The organism is Larkinella terrae (assembly GCF_009668025.1).
Classification (GTDB): Bacteria; Bacteroidota; Bacteroidia; order Cytophagales; family Spirosomataceae; genus Larkinella; species Larkinella terrae.
Genome location: NZ_WJXZ01000012.1, coordinates 78,425 through 97,451 on the forward strand (window position 1 = coordinate 78,425; position 19,027 = coordinate 97,451).

Below are 19,027 nucleotides of genomic sequence, written 5' to 3' on the forward strand. Positions count from 1 at the left end.
CTTTCAATAAGAGGTTCAATAAATTAATTTTTTGCACAAACATTAATAAATATACCTATTCTCTCCTGAAAATAAGTGTACTATTTTAACCAACTCGTATCAAAACCGTTTTTTGCCTCCCTGTTGCACGGTTTTTTCGAATAGCTTTGTGGCATGAAGTCGCTGGTTTGCTTATTGATGAGCGTTTATCTGCTGGTGTTGTCCGTTTGGCCCTGCGCCGACGGCTGCCGGTCGCTGCGCGTCGATAAGCAAGCCACGGCGACAATTGCCAGCGATGCACATCAGCACGACGGCGATTCGTCGGGCGCCGATTTGTGTTCGCCTTTCTGCGGCTGCGCCTGTTGCGGCACGGTGCTGGAAGCCAGCCCGGTTTTCCAGTTCGCCTTTGCGGCTTTTTCCTTTTCCTCTCCCCGTTACAAACGATTCGCGCCGGCCTTGCCGTCTGCGCCGGTTTCCTGCTGGCAGCCGCCCCAACTCGGCTAAGGCTGGATACGTGCGCCCAATTGGTTCTGTGCAACTGGGTTGCATTCTTCGCCCTACTTCGGCGGCTCAACTCCTTTTGTATTTTAACTCCGTATCGGCATGCTGGATTCCATCATCCGTTTTTCCATACACAACAAACTGATTATCGGGCTATTAACGATTGTATTGACGATTTGGGGCGGTTATTCGCTCAGCCGTCTGCCGATCGACGCCGTTCCGGATATTACCAATAATCAGGTTCAAATCATCACTCGCTCGCCCGCGCTGGCGGCTCCGGAAGTGGAGCGACTCATTACGTTTCCGATCGAGCAAACGATGGCGACCATTCCCGAAATCGGCGAAATCCGCTCGTTTTCGCGCTTTGGATTATCCGTTGTAACCCTTGTTTTTCAGGAATCGACCGACCTCTACTGGGCGCGTCAGCAAATTAGCGAACGGCTTTCGGCCGCCCGCAGCCAGATTCCGGCCGGAACCGGAGAGCCGGAAATGGCGCCGGTCACCACCGGTCTGGGCGAAATTTACCAGTACGTCATCTACGCCAAACCGGGTTATACCTCCAACTATTCGCCCGCCGAACTGCGTACGCTGCAGGATTGGGTGGTTCGGCGTCAATTATTGGGCACGCCCGGCGTGGCCGACGTCAGTAGTTTCGGCGGTTTGCTGAAGCAGTACGAAATTGCCATCGACCCCGACCGGCTGCGCTCCTATGGCCTCGGTATCAACGACTTATTCACGGCATTGTCGCGCAACAACCAGAATACCGGCGGGGCTTACATCGACAAAAAACCGAACGCTTATTTCATCCGTTCCGAAGGGCTGGTCGGCAACCTGGACGACATTGGCCGGATCGTGATCCGCCGGACGAAAGGCGGAGTGCCCGTCCTGATTCGCGATGTGGCGCAGGTCAACTACGGTTCGGCGAACCGCTACGGGGCTTTAACCCGCAACGGGCAGGGGGAAGCCGTGGGCGCGCTCGTGCTGATGCTCAAAGGCGAAAATGCCAACGAAGTGATCGGACGGGTCAAAAACCGCATGGAGCAGATCAAGAAAACGCTGCCCGAAGGCGTTGATATTCACGCCTTTCTGGACCGGAGCGAGCTGGTGGGCCGGGCCATCAACACCGTCACCCGCAACCTGATCGAAGGGGCTTTGATTGTCATTTTCGTGCTGATTCTGTTTCTGGGCAACTGGCGCGCCGGACTCATCGTGGCTTCGGTCATTCCGCTTTCGATGCTTTTTGCCGTCGGCATGATGCAGGTTTTCGGCGTCTCGGGCAACCTGATGAGCCTGGGTGCCATCGACTTCGGCCTGATTGTCGACGGGGCGGTTATTATCGTTGAAGCGACTTTGCACCACCTGGGCGTCAATCGGCAAGTCCGGCTGACGCAGGCGCAAATGGACGAGGAAATTTACCAGTCCGCCAGCCGGATTCGAACCTCGGCGGCCTTCGGTGAAATCATCATCCTGATCGTTTACTTGCCGATTCTGGCCTTGTCGGGCATTGAAGGCAAGATGTTTGGCCCGATGGCGCAGGTGGTGGGCTTTGCCATTGCCGGGGCGTTTATCCTTTCCATTACTTATGTACCGATGATGTCGGCGCTGGCGCTGAATAAACAGCAGTCGCCCAACCGCACGATTTCCGACCGGATGATGGACTTTTTTCTGCGGCTTTACAACCCGGTCATCCACGGTGTCATGCGGCATAAAACGCTGGTTCTGAGCGTAGCGGTTTTGCTGCTGGCAGGTGCGATCTGGCTTTTCACCACGCTGGGTGGCGAATTCATCCCGACCCTCGACGAAGGTGATTTTGCCGTTGAAACCCGCGTCGTCACCGGTTCGTCGCTGAGTCATACGGTGGACAAAACCACCCAGGCCGAGCGGCTTTTGATGAAACGGTTTCCGGAAGTGAAAGAGGTGGTCAGCAAAATTGGCGCGGGCGAAATTCCGACCGATCCCATGCCCATCGAAGCTGCGGATATCATGATTATTCTCAAACCGCGTTCCGAATGGACATCGGCGTCGAATATGGAAGAGCTGGCCGGGAAAATGGCGGAAGCACTGGAAGCCATTCCGGGCGTGTCGTTCGGTTTTCAGCAACCGATTCAAATGCGGTTTAACGAACTGATTTCGGGCGCGAAACAGGATGTGGCCGTCAAAATTTTCGGCGAAGATCTCGACGAACTGACCCGGCTCGCCAAACGCATCAGTGGTTTGGTTACCAGCGTAAAAGGAGCGACGGATTTATACGTCGAACAGGTGGAAGGCTTGCCGCAAATTGTCGTGAAACTGGATCGGGAAGCCCTCGCGCGCTACGGTTTGGCGGTGGACGACGTCAACCGGACCATCAGCACGGCCTTCGCCGGTGAAAGTGCCGGGCTGGTCTACGAAGGCGAACGGCGGTTCGATCTGGTGGTTCGGCTGGCGGGCGAAAACCGGCGGAGCATCAATGACGTTCAGGCGTTGACTATTTCCACTACCGACGGCCCGGCGATTCCGCTCTCCGAAGTTGCTAAAATTGAACTCATGCCCGGCCCTAACCAGATTCAGCGCGAAGACGCCAAACGCCGGTTGACGATCGGTTTTAACGTGCGCGGCCGCGATGTGGAAAGCGTCGTGACCGAGTTACAACAGAAAATCAACGGGCAGGTTAAATTCCCGACCGGTTATTACGTGACGTACGGTGGTCAGTTCGAGAACCTGATCGAAGCGCAAAACCGCTTGCAGGTGGCGGTTCCGGTGGCTTTAGGGCTGATTTTCCTGCTCTTATTCCTTACGTTTCATTCGATGCGACAGGCGTTGCTAATCTTTTCGGCGATTCCGCTGGCGGCCATCGGCGGGGTTTTGGCGCTCTGGTTTCGGGGAATGCCCTTCAGTATTTCGGCCGCCGTTGGTTTTATTGCGCTGTTTGGCGTAGCGGTTTTGAACGGAATCGTGTTGATCGCCGAATTCAATTACCAGCGAAAGGGCGGCATTTCAGATTTAAAAGAGGCTATTTTCCGGGGAACCCGCACCCGACTACGCCCCGTCCTGATGACGGCAACGGTCGCGTCGCTGGGTTTTTTACCGATGGCGTTGTCCAATACCGCCGGGGCCGAAGTGCAAAAACCGCTGGCGACGGTGGTAATCGGCGGCTTGATTACGGCCACGTTGCTGACCTTGCTTGTGTTACCGGTTTTGTATTTATTGATCGAACAACGTTTCGGAAAAAAGGACCCGGCACTGATGCCTGTCTCCAAAACCGTAGCCGCCGGTTGGTGGCCCGCCATCGGTTTGCTGGCTCTCGGATTAAGCCTTAGTCCGCCTGAAAGCAAGGCTCAGTTACCCATGCAACCGGTTCCACTTTCGCTCGATCAGGCACTGAAACAAACGTTCCAGAATAATCCGCAGGTGCGGGTTTCGGCGCTGAACCTGGATTATCAGCAGGCCCTGCGCGGCACGGCGAGCGATGTCGGCAAAACCGATATCGTGGTAACCGCCGGGCAGTACAACAGCCGTTACGTCGATCAGTCGTTCCAGATTGGGCAGCGGCTCCCCGCGACGGGATTGATCCGCAACCAGAAAGCACTGGCCGATGCCCGAATCAGCGGAGCCGAAGCCGAAAACCGGGTGACGCGTCAGGAACTGGCCCTGCAGGTAAAGGCCGCCTATTACCAGCTAACTTATCTGCAAACGCTTCACCGTGAGCTACTTCGACAGGATAGCCTTTTTACGGCGGTATCGCGGGCGGCTGGCATCCGCCGACGCACGGGCGAAGGCACGCTGCTGGAACAAACGGCCGCCGACGTTGAAGCGCGGCAACTCCGGATGCAACTGACCCAGAACCGGGCCGACCAGCAAATCCAATCCCGGCGACTTCAAACGCTGTTGGGAACCGATCAATTGCCCCGGATTGCGGATTCCGTGCTGATCGCCCGCGCCATGCGGCTGCCCGATTCGGTGGCTTTGAATCAAAATCCGGAACTGGCACTCCTGCGTCAGCAGATCGAAATTGCCCGGCGCGAGACCGACGTCGAGCGGTCGCGGCTCAAACCCGATTATTCGTTCAATGTCGTCAATCAGTCGTTGCGCGGCATCCAGACCATCAACGGAACCGACCGGTTTTATACCGGCATCGATCGGTTTACGTACGGACAAGTCGGCATCTCGATTCCGATTGTGGCCAAACCGCTCCGGGCGCGGGTCCGGGCGGCAGAATTGGGGCAGCAACGAACGGAAGCGCAACTAACTGCCCGTCGGCGCAGCCTGGAAGGTGTTTTCGCCGAACTGCTGCAAACGTACCGCAAAAACCGGGAGACGCTGACGTACTACGAAGAATCGGCCCTGCCGCAGGCAACGCTGATTCGTCAGCAGGCCGATAAAGCATACCGCGCTGGCGAAATCGGTTACATCGAGTTATTCCAGAATCTGCGGACGGCGAGCGGTATTCAAACCGGTTATCTGGCCGCGCTGAACGACCTGAATCAGACCATCATCAACCTCGAATACCTCCTGGGAAGCACTGAACCATGAAACAGATATTGAAAATAAATCCATTTATTGCCCTGCTGGTTGTGATCGGACTGGGATTTTCCGGTTGTAACCAGCAAAAAGACGCGGCCACGGAAGCGAAAACCGAGCCCGCTAAAAAGGATGCCGAACCCGCCGAAGCGCACGAAGAAGGCCTGGTTGAGTTAACCGACGAGCAGTTCAAAACCGCCGGAATCCGGCTGGGCGGGCTGGAACAGCGAACACTTAGCAACCTGATTCGCGTCAACGGTGTTATTGGTATACCGCCCCAGCAACAGGTCTCGGTTTCAACGCCTTACGGCGGCATCCTGACCTCGACACCGTTGTTGCCGGGGCAGGCCGTTAAACAGGGGCAGTTGCTCGCGATGCTCGAAAATCCGGAATTCATTCGCATTCAGCAGGAATACCTGGAAACCGTCAGTCAGCTCGAATTTCAGGAGCAGGAATACGAACGCCAGCGCGAACTCAGCCGCGAAAACGTCGGTTCGCTCAAAACGTTTCAACAGGCGACCTCGCAGGTAAAGTCGCTGCGGGCGCGGGCCGAAGGACTCCGGCAGCAACTGGCGCTTCTGGGTGTGTCGATGAGCGAGCTGGCGGCAGGCAAGATTACGCGAACCGTTGCCGTACGTTCCCCCATTACCGGAACCGTGACGGAAGTGAATGTGAACCGGGGGCGGTTTGTTAACGCCAACGATGTGTTATTTGAATTAATGAATACATCAGGTTTATACGCCGAATTAACCGTTTTTGAGGGTGATATTGCCCGCGTGCAGGTCGGACAGCGGGTCCGCTTGTCGATCATTGGCACCGATGGCAGCTCCGTAAACCGGGAACGGATCGGGCGGATTCGGTACATTAACCGCGAAACCGGGGCCGACCGGACGGTGCGCGTGTATGCCGCTCTGGAAAAACCGGATGCCGAATTACGGCCCGGAACCTTTCTGAAGGCCCTGATCGAAACCCGCAACGAACCGCAACCGGCTTTGCCCGAGGTGGCCGTGATCAAGTCGGGCACGAGTTCGCAGATTTTTGTGTATGAAGGAAAAGAGGAACACGAAGGAACGATCCACCACCAGTTTCGGCCCGTCGCGGTGCGAACCGGCGTCAGCGAAAATGGGTATCAGGCGGTAACATTGCCTTCAACGGTAAAAAATGACGCGCAGGTGGTGATTGCCGGTGCGTACGACCTGCATTCCGTGCTGAATAATTCGGAAGAAGAGGGCGGTCATGTTCATTAACGGAAACGAAAATGCTTTTTAACCTGCTAATTGGTAGTATTCTGCTGGGCGCCGTTCACGCGGCCATTCCGAATCACTGGCTTCCGGTGGCGCTCATCGGCCGCAGCGAAAACTGGTCGATGCGCGAAACGCTGGGCGTGGCGGCCCTGAGCGGTTTTTTCCACACGCTCAGTACAGTGATTCTGGGGGTGCTGATCGGCGCGATCGGCGTCGAATTATCGGAACAACTCGAGAGCCAGACCCGCTGGATTGCGTCGCTGATCCTGATCTTTATGGGGCTGGTTTATTTCGCCGTTCACAACCCGCACAGCGCCCACGAGCACGTTCCGAAAGGGCTGTCGGGCCGCTCGAAACGGGCGATCGTCGGCACGCTGGCACTGGCGATGCTGCTGTCGCCCTGCCTGGAAATCGAGACGTTTTTCTTCACGGCCGGAACGCTCGGCTGGCCCGCCGTGGCCACCCTTAGCGTTGCCTATACCGCAATAACGATTCTGTGCATGGTTGGATTAACCGCTTTATCGTTTCGCGGACTGGCGCGTCTGCAATGGCACTGGCTTGAACACCACGAAAAACAGATCACCGGCGGCATTCTGATTGCGCTCGGCATTCTCAACTTTTTCATTGAACTGTAAACGATATGGCAACCCATCACCATCACTCCCACGACGGGCACGACCATGATCATGACCACGATCACGGTGAGCTGGACCTGGAAGAAACCGATTCGACCGAGGCCGAAAACGGCGGTTCGGGCCGCAACGGCTCAGCATTCGAAGGGCTGCAGGAATACGGACCCGTTGCCATCAGTCTGGTGCTGCTGCTCGGCGGTATTTTGCTGGATCAGTACGCAACGACCTGGTTTCGTGACCCGTGGCGGTTTGTCTGGTATCTCGTCGCGTATTTCCCCGTTGGCTGGCCGGTTTTGCGCCGGGCGGTTCTGAACATGCTGAAAGGCCACGTTTTTACCGAATTTTTCCTGATGGGCGTCGCCACGATTGGCGCGTTTGCGATCCGGGAATACCCCGAAGGCGTCGCCGTGATGGTGTTTTATACCGTTGGGGAACTGTTTCAGGACGCGGCCGTTTTGCGGGCGCGTCGTTCCATTAAGGCATTGCTCGACGTGCGGCCCGATACGGTGACGGTTTTTCGGGAGGGAAAAGCCATTCCGACCAAAGCCGCTCAAGTGAAAGTCGGTGAGGTCATTCAGGTGAAACCGGGTGAAAAAGTGGGACTGGACGGCAAACTGCGGTCCGAAACGGGCTCATTCGAAACGGCGGCCCTGACCGGCGAAAGCGTTCCGCGGACGATCACGAAAGGCGAAGATGTGCTGGCGGGCATGATCAACCGGCAGACGCTGGTGGAAATGGAAGTAACCACGCCGTATCAGGATTCCAAGCTGTCGCGGATTCTGAAACTGGTGCAGGAAGCCACGGGGCGCAAGGCCCAGACGCAGGAATTCATTGCCCGGTTTGCCAAAATCTATACGCCCATCATCTGCGCGCTGGCGCTGGCGATTACGGTGGTTCCGGCTCTTTTTGTTGCGGATTATCAGTTTCGGGACTGGCTCTACCGAGGCCTGGTTTTTCTGGTTATTGGCTGTCCGTGTGCGCTGGTGATTTCGATTCCGCTGGGTTATTTTGGTGGTATCGGCGCGGGTTCCCGGCACGGTATTCTGTTCAAAGGTTCGGTTTTTCTGGACTTGATCACGCAGGTTAAAACCGTGGTGATGGACAAAACCGGTACGCTCACCAAAGGGGTTTTCAAAGTACAGGAAGCAAAACCGCAAGGCATTTCGCTGCAGGAACTGACGCAGTTGACGGCGGCTCTGGAAAGCAAATCCACGCACCCGGTCGCAACGGCGATTCTGGCGTATGCCGGTTCGAATGACAAACCGCTTTCGGTTGAAAACGTGGAAGAAATCCCCGGTCACGGGCTGAAAGGAGTCGTGAACGGACAAACCGTGCTGGCCGGAAATGCCCGACTTTTGCAGAAATTCGGAGTGTCGTTTGACGAAGCACTTGCCGCGATTCCGTTCACGGTGGTGCTGGTGGCTATCGATGGGCAATTTGCGGGGTATTTCACCATTGCCGACGAAGAAAAAGACGATGCCGCCGAAACCATCCAGCAACTGCACGCGCTCGGTCTGAAAACCGTCATGCTATCGGGCGATAAATCGGCGGTAGTGCAGGCGGTTTCCCAAAAATTAGGCGTCGAAGCCGTCGGCGATTTGCTGCCCGAAGACAAAGTGAGTCAGGTGGAACGCTTGAAACAGGAACTGGCTCCGACGCCAAAAGCAAAACTGGCCTTCGTCGGCGACGGCGTAAACGACGCCCCGGTGGTGGCGCTGGCCGACGTCGGCATGGCGATGGGCGGGCTGGGTTCCGACGCGACGATTGAAACTGCGGACGTGGTAATTCAAACCGACCAGCCGCTGAAGATCGTAACGGCCATCAAAATCGGGCGGGCGACGCGGCAGATCGTCTGGCAAAACATCACCCTTTCGCTGGTCGTGAAAGCCATTGTGCTGCTGCTCGGTGCGGGCGGCATTGCCACGATGTGGGAAGCGGTTTTTGCCGACGTGGGCGTAGCCCTGCTGGCGATTCTGAACGCCGTTCGGGTCCAGAATCTGAAATTCTAATATCTCCCCATCTTTTAAGTTGAATTTCCAGTCGCGTAGCGACTTAATGTTTGTAGAAAAAGCAATTGCGTTTGTTTTTGGGTCGCGTAGCGACCGAACTCTATTTGATCGCTACGCGACCGCCCGGCAAAGAAAGAATTCGCGTATCGGGTTTTGCTACAAACATTAAGTCGCTACGCGACTGGAATTTAAACTTAAAAGATGTATGTAAACTTTAGGTGAAGACACTAGCCATTTAGCTAGCTTGCAATAATTTCGTACTAATTTGAGTAGTTAAATCAAACGGACTGAACGGGGGCGCCCGCCAGTCTGTGGTACATATGGCAACATTTTTTGCAACACCGGAAGAGTTTCGGCGCTGGTTCGAGCAAAACCACGAGACGGAAAAGGAATTGATCGTCGGTTTTTACAAAGTGGGGTCGGGCAAACCGAGTATCACCTGGCCGCAGTCGGTTGATGAAGCTTTGTGTTTTGGCTGGATCGACGGCATTCGGAAATCCATCGACGACACCGCCTACCAGATCCGGTTTACGCCCCGCAAAAAGAGCAGCATCTGGAGCGCGGTCAACCTCAAGCGGATCGAAGAACTGATTGAGCAGAATCTCGTCAAACCCGCCGGTTTAGCTATCTATCGGGCGCGGGATTTGAAAAAAACCGGGCTGTATTCGCACGAACAGGAGAGCTGGGACCTCGACGCGGCCCAGGAAGCAGAGTTTAAAGCCAACGCCGATGCCTGGCAATTCTTCCTGAAACAGGCCCCTTCGTACCGCAAAGCCGCGGTGAAACTGGTCGTTAGCGCAAAGCAGGAGGCCACCCGGCGGAAACGCCTGACCGAATTGATTGAACATTCCGCCAACGGACGGAAAATCCCCGCGCTCCGGCGTAATGGTGAGTAATTTCTGCCTTTGAATTGAGCGGAAAGATGCTTAAAATGAACCAACAAACCGATTCTGACAACCGATCAGCCGGTTTCTTGCGGTATTCATGGAAACTTTTGCACTTCTCTTTTCTCCCAATTCTTTGGTCAGCCGTCAACGGCAGAAGCTGCGGTTGCTGGCGGTTTTTCTTTTCACAATTTCATCGGCGTTCGGGCAAAAACCGGGTGGGAAGCTGGCGTATACGGTTTCGATGGAAGACCCAGCCTCGCAGTTGTACCACGTTTCGTTCCGCTGCGAAGGCGGTCGGGGTGATACGCTGACAGTGAAAATGCCGGTCTGGACACCCGGTTACTACCAGTTGATGAATTACGCCAAATCAGTCGAGAATTTTCAGGCCACCGACGACACGGGAAAACCGCTGCAGTGGGAGAAAACCGCCAACAGCCGCTGGAAAATTCACCAGAAGCAGGGCCAGCCCATCCGGCTAATCTACGATGTGCGGGCCACCCGGAATTTTGTCGCGGGCAATTTTCTGGACGAAAACCACGGGTATATTTCTCCGGCGGGGGTGTTCATGCATCCCGAAGGCCAACTCAATCAGCCGGTTACGGTCACGCTAAAACCGCATTCCAGCTGGGGACACCTCATCGCGACGGGCCTGGATTCGGTGGCCGGAAAACCGCATACGTTTGTTGCGCCCAACTACGACATCCTGTACGACAGCCCCATTCTGCTGGGAAATCTGGAGCAGTTGCCGTCGTTCGAAGTCAAGGGAATTCCGCATTATTTTATCGGTTACAAGCTCGGTAATTTTGACCGCCAACAGTTCGTGGCCGATTTGAAAAAGATTGTCGAGGGGTCGGTCGCTGTCATTGGCGACATTCCGTACAAGCATTACACGTTTATCGCGATTGGGCCTGGCGGAGGTGGCATTGAGCATTTGAACTCCACATCGATCAGTTTCAGCGGGGAGCAACTGCATTCGCGGGCGGGCAAAAACCGGCTGTATAATTTTCTGGCGCACGAATATTTCCACCATTACAACGTCAAGCGGATTCGCCCGGTCGAGCTGGGTCCGTTCAATTACGACCAGCAAAACCGTACCCGCATGCTGTGGGTTTCGGAAGGTTTTACGGTCTATTATCCGTACCTTATTCTGAAAAAAGCCGGTTTAATGAGCGAGGAAGAGGTTTTCAGCGCATTGCAGCAAAACATTGCCAGTTACGAAAACAAACCCGGCCACCTGTTCCAGTCGGCGACGCAGGCCAGTTTCGCAACCTGGGAAGACGGCCCGTTTGGCCGGTCGGGCGACGAAGCTTACAAAACCATTTCATATTACAGCAAAGGACCGGTTTTGGGTGCGATGCTCGATTTTAAAATCCGGCACGAAACCCGGAACAAAAAATCGCTCGACGACGTGATGCGGGCCTTGTATCTGACGTATTACCAAAAACTGAAACGCGGTTTTTCGGAAAAAGAATTCTGGGCCGAATGCGAGAAAATCGCCGGAACCAAACTCCCGGAATTGATCGATTATGCCGCGACCACGAAGGAGATCGATTACCCAAAATATTTTGCTTACGCCGGTTTAGCGATCGATGCCGCGCTCAAAGAACTGCCCGGGGCCTTTCTCGGTATTTCGTTCGATATCCAGAACGACTCGCTGGTGGTGATGGAAGCCGAATGGAATTCGCCCGCCTGGAAAGCCGGTCTTCGCAAGGGGACGGTTTTGCTGGCCATCGACGGACAGAAGGCGACGGCTCAGGCACTGGGCGCGATGCGAAAAGACAAAAAACCGGGTGATTCCGTTAATTTGACCGTTTCACAGAATAATCAATCCAAAGACGTCACGGCGGTTTTGGGGAAACAGTCCGAACGGCGTTTTGACATCAAGCGGCTTCCGAAACCCAATCCGCTTCAGGCAGCGATCCTGCAAGCGTGGTTATAAAAGTATAAAGTACAAGCGCCCCAACGGCTATAAAACCGTATACCCCGAAGGGGTTAACCCTGGATAACCCGGATGCAATCCGGGGAGCGGGAGTAATCACAGATCACTACAACCCCAGCGGGGTTGACTCATTTTACCACGGTTCTACGCCCCGGCCCCAGGCCCCCGGATTGCATCCGGGGTTATCCATGGGCAACCCTTTCAGGGTTTCTCGGTCAACTCCCTGCTACTGCTATTCTTTCCAGAGCCACCGGAGGGATTCGGGGAGGATGGAGCCGCCGTGTTTGCCGTTGTGTCCGCCCGTTCCGCCGACGAATTTGTAGTCGTATTTGCTGAATTTCAGGGCGGCATCCATCTGAAGATTGCTCAGCCACCAGTTGCCGTGGGCGTTATCCAGGTCGTTGCTGCCGTCCTGCAAAAACACTTTGATGTCGCGTTTGGGCGCTTTCCGGATGAGCGACGGATAGACGTGGCCACCCTTGATGTTGGTAAAACTGCCAACGTGGCTCAGGACTTTCTGGAAATAGTCGGGGCGCTGCCAGGCCACCGTAAACGCGCAGATACCGCCCGACGAAATACCGCCGATAGCCCGCATTTTTGGCGAATCGGCCAGTTTGTACTTTTTACTGATTTCCGGAATCAGCTCTTCGATCAAAAACCGGGCATATTGATTGGTGAGCGTGTCGTACTCAAAACTCCGGTTGTCGCCCCGCCAGGGATCTTTGGCCAGTTCGGTGCCATGCTGTCCGGGATTGATGAACAACCCGATGGTCACCGGCATGGCTTTCTGGTGGATCAGGTTATCAAAAACCACCGGTACCCGAAAATCGCCATCTTCTTTTACATAGGCATGACCATCCTGAAAAACCATCAACGCAGCCGGATTATTGGGATTATACTGTGCCGGAACGTAGACGTAATACTCCCGAATGGTATTCGGAAAGACATTACTTTTCCAGATGTATTTGGTCACCTGGCCCTTGGGTATGCCCTCTTGCCGCTCCGAATCCGGGCCGTAGGTGACTGTTTCCTGCTGGGCAAAACCGGTCGTAAACACCAGCACGGTCAGGCACAGACCAGCTGCGAATGTTAATAAGCATTTCATAATCAGGAAGGTTTGGCTGTTAATGTCGAATGTAAAAGTAGGCTGACCCGGTACAAACACTTTTACATTTGGCGTTCATCACCGCGCGGGCGGCTCCGTTTACATTTTTCATTCTTTTTTATCCATTGCGTTTCATCGCAACCCGGTACAAAATGGTAGCCAGTGCCAAAAACGCCAGTGCGCCCAGCAACTGGTAGCCTTCGCTGCCCAAAGCGTGCTCCAGTGCCGGTTCCAGCGTCAGTTTGGACAGGAAATTAAAAACCGATTCATTGACGGACAGCAAGGCCACCAGCACCCCGGCCAGTGCCCCTCCGGCCACCAGACCCGTTGAAAATAAGCTCCCCCGACCCAGATCAGCGTCTTCTTCGACGATTCCCTTGCGCTTGAAATTCCAGTCGACCAGCGCTTTAACGCAACCACCGGCGAAGATCGGCAGCGTCGTTGAAAGCGGCAGGTACAGGCCCACGGCAAACGCCAGCGCGCTGACTCCGCAGATTTCGACGACAAACGACATAAACGCTCCCACCAGCACAAACTGCCAGTCGAGGTTGAACGACAGCAAGCCCTTGATGAGCGTGGCCATCAAGGTGCCCTGCGGGGCAGGAAACCGGTCGCTGCCGATAGCGTGGGTGATGCCCTGCGCCACCAGATCCGGCGTGGGTGTATCCAGAATTTTCACCGTGGCGCCCACCGCCAGCGAAGAAACAATGACGCCGATGAACAGGGCCAACTGCTGGTATTTGGGCGTTGCGCCAACGAGGTAACCGGTTTTCAAATCCTGTGATGTACCGCCCGCGTTGGCCGCTGCGATACAGATCATGCCGCCCACGACCAGCACGGCCGGTTCGTAGATTCTCCCCGTAAGTCCGGCGCCGATGAACACCAAAGCCGTTCCCATGATGGTCGCGATGGTCATTCCCGAAACCGGTGATGAACTCGAGCCAATCAGGCCCACAATCCGGCTGGCCACCGTCACGAAGAAAAAGCCGAACACAACTACGAGAATGGCCGTCAGGATTTTTGTCAGAATCGAATCGCCGGGAATTTGGGGTAAAATGACCATCAGAACCGCCAGGGCGATGCTGCCAAAAATCACGACCCGAACGGATAAATCCTGCTCCGTCCGCCGAACCTGCGCTCCTTCAGCGGCAACATCAACTTTTTTGAAGCTATCGCGGAAGGACGAAACGATGGTCGGAATGGTTTTGATGAGCGTCATAAAACCGCCTGCCGTAACGGCGCCCGCGCCAATTTGCCGGATATATGCCCGGTAAATGGCGGCTGCGGTATCGTTAAACCCGTGAGTTGCGGGGTTCCAGCCACCCGGTCCGCCCGCCGTTTGCAGGTTCGACAGGTAGCCGAGTTTAATCAGCTGAAGGGCAATCGTATCGCCCGGCACCAGCGTGGCCAGCAGCGGAATCAATGCCAGCCATGCCAGAATACCGCCCCCGACCAATACCGCCGAAATCCGAAAACCGATGATGTAGCCAACGCCCAGGTACTCCGGTGTAATTTCTCCGGACACCTGCGCCGACGGGAAATAGCGGTTTATTTGATTCGTTGCCCAGGTGGGAGCTTCGGCAATTACGTGCAACACTTTCTGGAAAATGGCGTAAAGCAAAGCTGTTCCCAGACCCAAATAAGCCATTTTAGCAAAATCGCCACCGCGTTCGCCCGCGATCAGCACCGAGCCGCAGGCCGTGCCTTCCGGGTAGGGCAACTTCCCGTGTTCCTCCACGATCAGCGCCCGACGCAGCGGAATCATCATGAGCGTGCCGAGTAATCCGCCCAGAATCGCCAGCGTCAGAATGGTCCAGTAATTGAAAAAATCTTCGCCCACGCCGTCGGTCAGGAACAAAAAACCGGGGAGGGTAAAAACCACGCCGGACGCGATGGACTCGCCCGCCGAGCCGGTGGTTTGGATGATGTTATTTTCGAGAATGGTCGTTTTCAAAAACCGCCGACCGAGGGAGATCGCCAGCACGGCAATCGGAATCGAGGCCGAAACCGACAATCCGGCTTTCAGGGACAAATAAACCGTGGCGGCACCAAACAGCACCCCGAAGAGGGCGCCGGTGATCACGGCTTTGAGCGTAAATTCGGCCGTCGACTGGTGATCAGGAATATAGGGTTTGAACTCGGGCGGAGATTTTGTTTCCATAGAAAGGCTCAGGATTTACGCGAAAGATCAACGGTTTTTGGCTCAATACAAAATACGCGTTGTCGGATGGGGCCTAATAAGCCAATTTACACGGATAATTTTATTTTTCCGTACAAATTGCTTCCAACGGCCGACCGGTTTCCCATTGATCCCGGGGCTTGATTTTCCCGTTCTTTCTTTAAACATTTGCAATCTATCCGCGGGAGTAGCTCAGTTGGTAGAGCGGCAGCTTCCCAAGCTGCAGCCCGTGGGTTCGAACCCCATTTCCCGCTCGTCTTTTACTATCTGTAAATGAAGCACTTAGTTGAAAGACTGGGTGCTTTTTTATTAAAAGATTTAATTTAGGTACAGCGTTAGGTACAACATTATACAGATGCATATATTTTTATTATAAAAAATTACTTCGATTACAAACTTTCATTATTTTTCATGCCAGATCCCGTATTAATGCTTTGCCTAACTATACTCCAAATATTATTAGGTAATATTTTTGTAAAAAATTTGCATAGTTTTGGATTTCACCAACACCTTTACATAAGATTTATTTTTTAATTTATTCGCTTTTGCTATTCAAATATGTCCATAATTTACAACAATAAAGGTAAGCAATTAGCGCCTTGCATTATCTCTAAAGCAATGTATGCTCTCAAACTGAAAGTTAAGAAGCCAAATAACAAAAAAAAATGTAGTAATGAATATTGGATTACTACTGTAGAAACGGTAGGGAAAGCTAATAATAATACTAGGGCAGAAATAGAAGAAGCAATCAAAGAATACGATTCATTGATTAAGTGATGCTGTAAACAAACGTTTATTTGGTTTTCTAATTATTTTATAATAAACAAATTCTTATGGCGATGTAATTTTCTGATCTACCAATGTTCTTTTCCTAATATTTGATATTATTACTCAATTTTTTACGAATTAATATTAATGTTTGAAGACTATTACCTTCATAATACTCTTTAAGTAATTGGAGCGAGCGTTGATGATTTTTCTTAATAGTATCTATATCCCATGATTTGTATTGGATAAAAATATTATTAGTATTCGCTCTACTTTCAATAGCACTTTGGTATCTTGTTTTTTTTGTATCATAACTTGAATTACTTAAAGATGAATTCTTTTTTCTATCTATAAGGACAATATTTCCTAGCCTATGTAGCCACTCTTTATATTCATTTTCATCCACACTCCAGTATTTAGGATCAATTTTTTGGGGCATTAAATGCTCAATGGAAGAAAATGATTTATTGTATGATAGTTGAGTATAAGGACTGCTAACAATCAAATCAAGTTTAAGTAGCACATATCTTGTTTTATTGCTTCTTGTTCCGTTAAAACTTCCCCACTTTTCTACATCTAACATATTGTAAAACAGATTGATATCTACTGCTGTAAAAGCTTTTGCATCTTGGTAACCATAATCGAAAATAGGTTCTTTTAAAAAAGAATCTGCAGCTTGATATTGATTTTGCACCTCTTTTTTAGCATCATCCATCTTCCTTAACATTGTAAAGATCCTGAATTGAGAATTCCGGGAACTAGTTAACCAAATAACAGAAAGTAAATTGTCAAGCTTCAGAATAAAGTCCGCAATCCGATACTCACCAAAACATTCTTTGTAATGCATTAGAGGAGCTATATATGAATTGCCAAATGTAGAAGTTAATATATAATTTAAATTTAAGAAAAATAAACCGTATTCATTTTCTTGGAGGCTCTCTTGAGTAACAGATTTAAAGTGCTCTACATATCTACCAACTAAATCAAATGTTTCTTTACCTTTCTTCAAATAATTTTTGTCATACATAAAATTAAATGCTTTATTTAAGCTTTGGTTATCATCGCTTGAATATTTCATTTTTATATAAACTATTGACCATAAAAAATCATCAAATGATTTATAAGGGCTTGCTATTCCATTCTCATATTTTTCCCAAAGTTTTGCATATTCTCTCCTTTGTCTATCATCATTAATTTCTCTTAGATTTTGGGCTCTTAGGATATCGCTTACTCGAAGTTGAATTCCCCTGCTATTCAACACAGTGAATAAATTATAAGCATCATCTAAGTTATCTGGAGTTGCTAAATATAAAGCCAATACCTTAGTAGACAGAAACGAATAGAAGTTATTAATATATTTCTGCCTTTCTTCGTTACTTTTTAGAGAGCTAAATTTATTCCTCCACCAGGAACGCATATATAAAACCGCTAAGGCCATGTTCCTAGATGATGTACCAGTATCTTTATCTTTAATTATTTTATTAATAGTAACTTCATCTGTTGTTCCATTATCTTCAATCACACATAATTCTAGAAAAGCTTTATCATTACGTATTTCAAACTCTATCCTATTTCTTTCTGGCGTTCCCTCAAAGGGGTCCGCTTTTTGCTTCATCCGTTCTCGAACTTTACTTTTCAAATCTGAATTTTCAGATAGGTCCCTTATAACTCCTTGCAAAATGTAGATACTAATGAATCGCTGTTGTCCATCTAAAATATCTTGACATGTATATTCGACTTCATTGCTTTTAATCTTTTTTGTATTCCAAATCATACAACCTAAGAAGTACTCCTTATCTTTAGATTGCTCCATTGTACTTGTAATATCTTCAAGCAATGCATTAATTTGTTCTTCTCCCCAGACATAAGGCCTTTGGTACTCAGGAATGTTGTAAAAACAGTCTGAAGCATAAATCTCCTTAATATATTTCTTTCCTGTATCTAGTCTGTAAGTTGCCATTTTTACAATAAAAGTGCATAATTACAATTTTTATTGTAAATTTCCCTTAAATGAAAGGATTTAAATATTAAGCAAAAAAAAATAATCAAAAACTGGCACTTAATGCGGTTTATATTTAAATGTATAAATAGAGTTTTTGATCTTAATCTTTGATTTTTTTGGAATTTACTACCGATGATTGCAAGGCAGCATTAACACTGAATTTCTTGCCTTCGCCATAATTTCAGCGTAGGCTAACTTCTTCTCGACTTTTGTTCCATTATTCAGGGTATAACTTGCATGAACCTGTTCATTGCTCCATTCATCCGGCATCCGGTCAACTATTACAATCCCGCTGATTCGTTGCTGATCTTGCTTCAACGCTTGCAAACCGTTAGTATCCCCTCGCAAAAGTTTACGCAATAGGGCGCGTTTATCGAGTCGTTGCATAGCTAGATATCTATGACAATACAGCGACAGCCGTAATAAATAGGGTCATTCACAAAATCTTTGTAGAGTATCGTTTTTACGTCTCCTCCGTGCCGGGGCCGGACCTCTACCAAATCCATTGGTTCCGGGCTTCTCCCATCCGTAATGACCATGAACCAGGCATCGAGCTTTTCTTCTTTGAGTTGTTTTAGAGCCTGTGGACTGGATTTCCCACTCATCAAGTTTGAAAGGAGTGTAATTTTTTCGGCTCTTTTCATATTGCTCTTTTTATTGGATAGCCCAATTATACCGGGAAAGGTTCGGTTCGAAGGAAAGAAGAATCAAGGGGTAAAAATCAAGGGATGCAGCACTTTGATTAAAGTAATGACGCAAATCCGCTACCTTACCGCCTTTCAGATAGCGGTTTGAATAGTTTCGGTAACGGATTTGTATTGAATCTAAGGGTACGGCTTCATACCGTTCATCTTCCATATCAATACTGCCTACGGCACTGAATGAATAATAAGGCTGTTTATTGGTGTCAACCTCATCAAATCGGCGTAGACATTCTTTCAAGGCAATATAGTCGTCTTTTTTACGATCCATAATGCTTTCGGTAGGCATAACCGGAAGGTCTAAAAGCAAAGGGGAACACTGGGGAATTTTGACAAATCCGTACACCTCAAGATAGGGCATTGCTTTTTTCCGTTGCTCGCGGTACATTTCCTGCAAAGCTTCGTTTCTCCCTTGCAAGAACCTTTCTAACGCCTTCAGTTTTTCAGCCCGTTTCATCGTTACTATTCTCGGTATTCTATTCGTCCATCCAGGTAACGGTCGTAGCTTTTGCTGGTCCCATCACTGTAGACAGAAATATGAAATGTTGCTTGGTTTGGATCGTAGAGTATGGGGTCTTTCT

At 50.9% G+C, this 19,027-nt stretch carries 13 protein-coding genes and 1 tRNA gene; 9 read left to right on the forward strand and 5 right to left on the reverse strand.

The window, feature by feature from the left end:
- The first annotated feature begins 153 nt into the window (after positions 1 to 153).
- The 7 genes from GJJ30_RS18790 to GJJ30_RS18820 all read left to right on the forward strand — a co-directional run bounded on the left by GJJ30_RS18790 (position 154) and on the right by GJJ30_RS18820 (position 11,691).
- Complete coding sequence (locus GJJ30_RS18790) at positions 154 to 483, forward strand: DUF6660 family protein (protein ID WP_154176726.1); 330 nt, start codon at positions 154 to 156, stop codon at positions 481 to 483.
- A gap of 99 nt (positions 484 to 582) precedes the next feature.
- On the forward strand, positions 583 to 4,992 hold the full coding sequence (locus GJJ30_RS18795) for a CusA/CzcA family heavy metal efflux RND transporter (RefSeq protein ID WP_154176727.1): 4,410 nt from the start codon (positions 583 to 585) through the stop codon (positions 4,990 to 4,992).
- Entirely contained in the window at positions 4,989 to 6,227 is a 1,239-nt protein-coding gene (locus GJJ30_RS18800) for an efflux RND transporter periplasmic adaptor subunit (protein ID WP_154176728.1), read from the forward strand. Before GJJ30_RS18795 ends, GJJ30_RS18800 begins: the two co-directional genes overlap by 4 nt.
- Positions 6,228 to 6,238: 11 nt before the next feature.
- Positions 6,239 to 6,859, forward strand: a complete 621-nt coding sequence (locus tag GJJ30_RS18805) for a hypothetical protein (protein ID WP_154176729.1) — start codon at positions 6,239 to 6,241, stop codon at positions 6,857 to 6,859.
- Positions 6,860 to 6,864: 5 nt separating this feature from the next.
- Entirely contained in the window at positions 6,865 to 8,865 is a 2,001-nt protein-coding gene (locus GJJ30_RS18810) for a heavy metal translocating P-type ATPase (protein ID WP_154176730.1), read from the forward strand.
- A gap of 320 nt (positions 8,866 to 9,185) precedes the next feature.
- Entirely contained in the window at positions 9,186 to 9,761 is a 576-nt protein-coding gene (locus GJJ30_RS18815) for a YdeI/OmpD-associated family protein (RefSeq protein WP_154176731.1), read from the forward strand.
- 124 nt (positions 9,762 to 9,885) lie between these two features.
- The gene (locus tag GJJ30_RS18820; protein ID WP_170299230.1) at positions 9,886 to 11,691 is read left to right on the forward strand and encodes a M61 family metallopeptidase; all 1,806 of its coding nucleotides are present in this window, start codon (positions 9,886 to 9,888) and stop codon (positions 11,689 to 11,691) included.
- A 232-nt stretch (positions 11,692 to 11,923) separates the two neighbouring features.
- On the opposite strand, the gene GJJ30_RS18825 is transcribed toward GJJ30_RS18820, so the two are convergent.
- Both GJJ30_RS18825 and GJJ30_RS18830 read right to left on the reverse strand, forming a co-directional pair.
- The gene (locus tag GJJ30_RS18825; RefSeq protein ID WP_154176733.1) at positions 11,924 to 12,796 is read right to left on the reverse strand and encodes an alpha/beta hydrolase; all 873 of its coding nucleotides are present in this window, start codon (positions 12,794 to 12,796) and stop codon (positions 11,924 to 11,926) included.
- A gap of 118 nt (positions 12,797 to 12,914) precedes the next feature.
- Positions 12,915 to 14,957, reverse strand: a complete 2,043-nt coding sequence (locus GJJ30_RS18830) for an OPT family oligopeptide transporter (protein ID WP_154176734.1) — start codon at positions 14,955 to 14,957, stop codon at positions 12,915 to 12,917.
- Between the two features lie 199 nt (positions 14,958 to 15,156).
- Between GJJ30_RS18830 and GJJ30_RS18835 the strand changes: the two genes are divergently transcribed.
- Both GJJ30_RS18835 and GJJ30_RS18840 read left to right on the forward strand, forming a co-directional pair.
- Positions 15,157 to 15,229 (forward strand) — tRNA-Gly (locus GJJ30_RS18835).
- A 304-nt stretch (positions 15,230 to 15,533) separates the two neighbouring features.
- Positions 15,534 to 15,752: a hypothetical protein gene (locus tag GJJ30_RS18840; protein WP_154176735.1), complete on the forward strand. Its 219-nt coding sequence runs from the start codon at positions 15,534 to 15,536 to the stop codon at positions 15,750 to 15,752.
- 94 nt (positions 15,753 to 15,846) lie between these two features.
- Here GJJ30_RS18840 and GJJ30_RS18845 read toward each other — a convergent pair whose 3' ends face one another.
- From GJJ30_RS18845 to GJJ30_RS18855, 3 genes are all read right to left on the reverse strand, one after another.
- Positions 15,847 to 17,703 carry a DUF262 domain-containing protein gene (locus GJJ30_RS18845; protein ID WP_154176736.1) on the reverse strand — a complete coding sequence of 619 codons (1,857 nt, stop codon included), beginning with the start codon at positions 17,701 to 17,703 and terminating at the stop codon, positions 15,847 to 15,849.
- A 168-nt stretch (positions 17,704 to 17,871) separates the two neighbouring features.
- Entirely contained in the window at positions 17,872 to 18,132 is a 261-nt protein-coding gene (locus GJJ30_RS18850; RefSeq protein ID WP_154176737.1) for a hypothetical protein, read from the reverse strand.
- A gap of 267 nt (positions 18,133 to 18,399) precedes the next feature.
- A complete protein-coding gene (locus GJJ30_RS18855; protein WP_154176738.1) occupies positions 18,400 to 18,903 on the reverse strand; it encodes a hypothetical protein in 504 nt (167 codons plus the stop codon).
- Positions 18,904 to 19,027 lie beyond the last annotated feature (124 nt).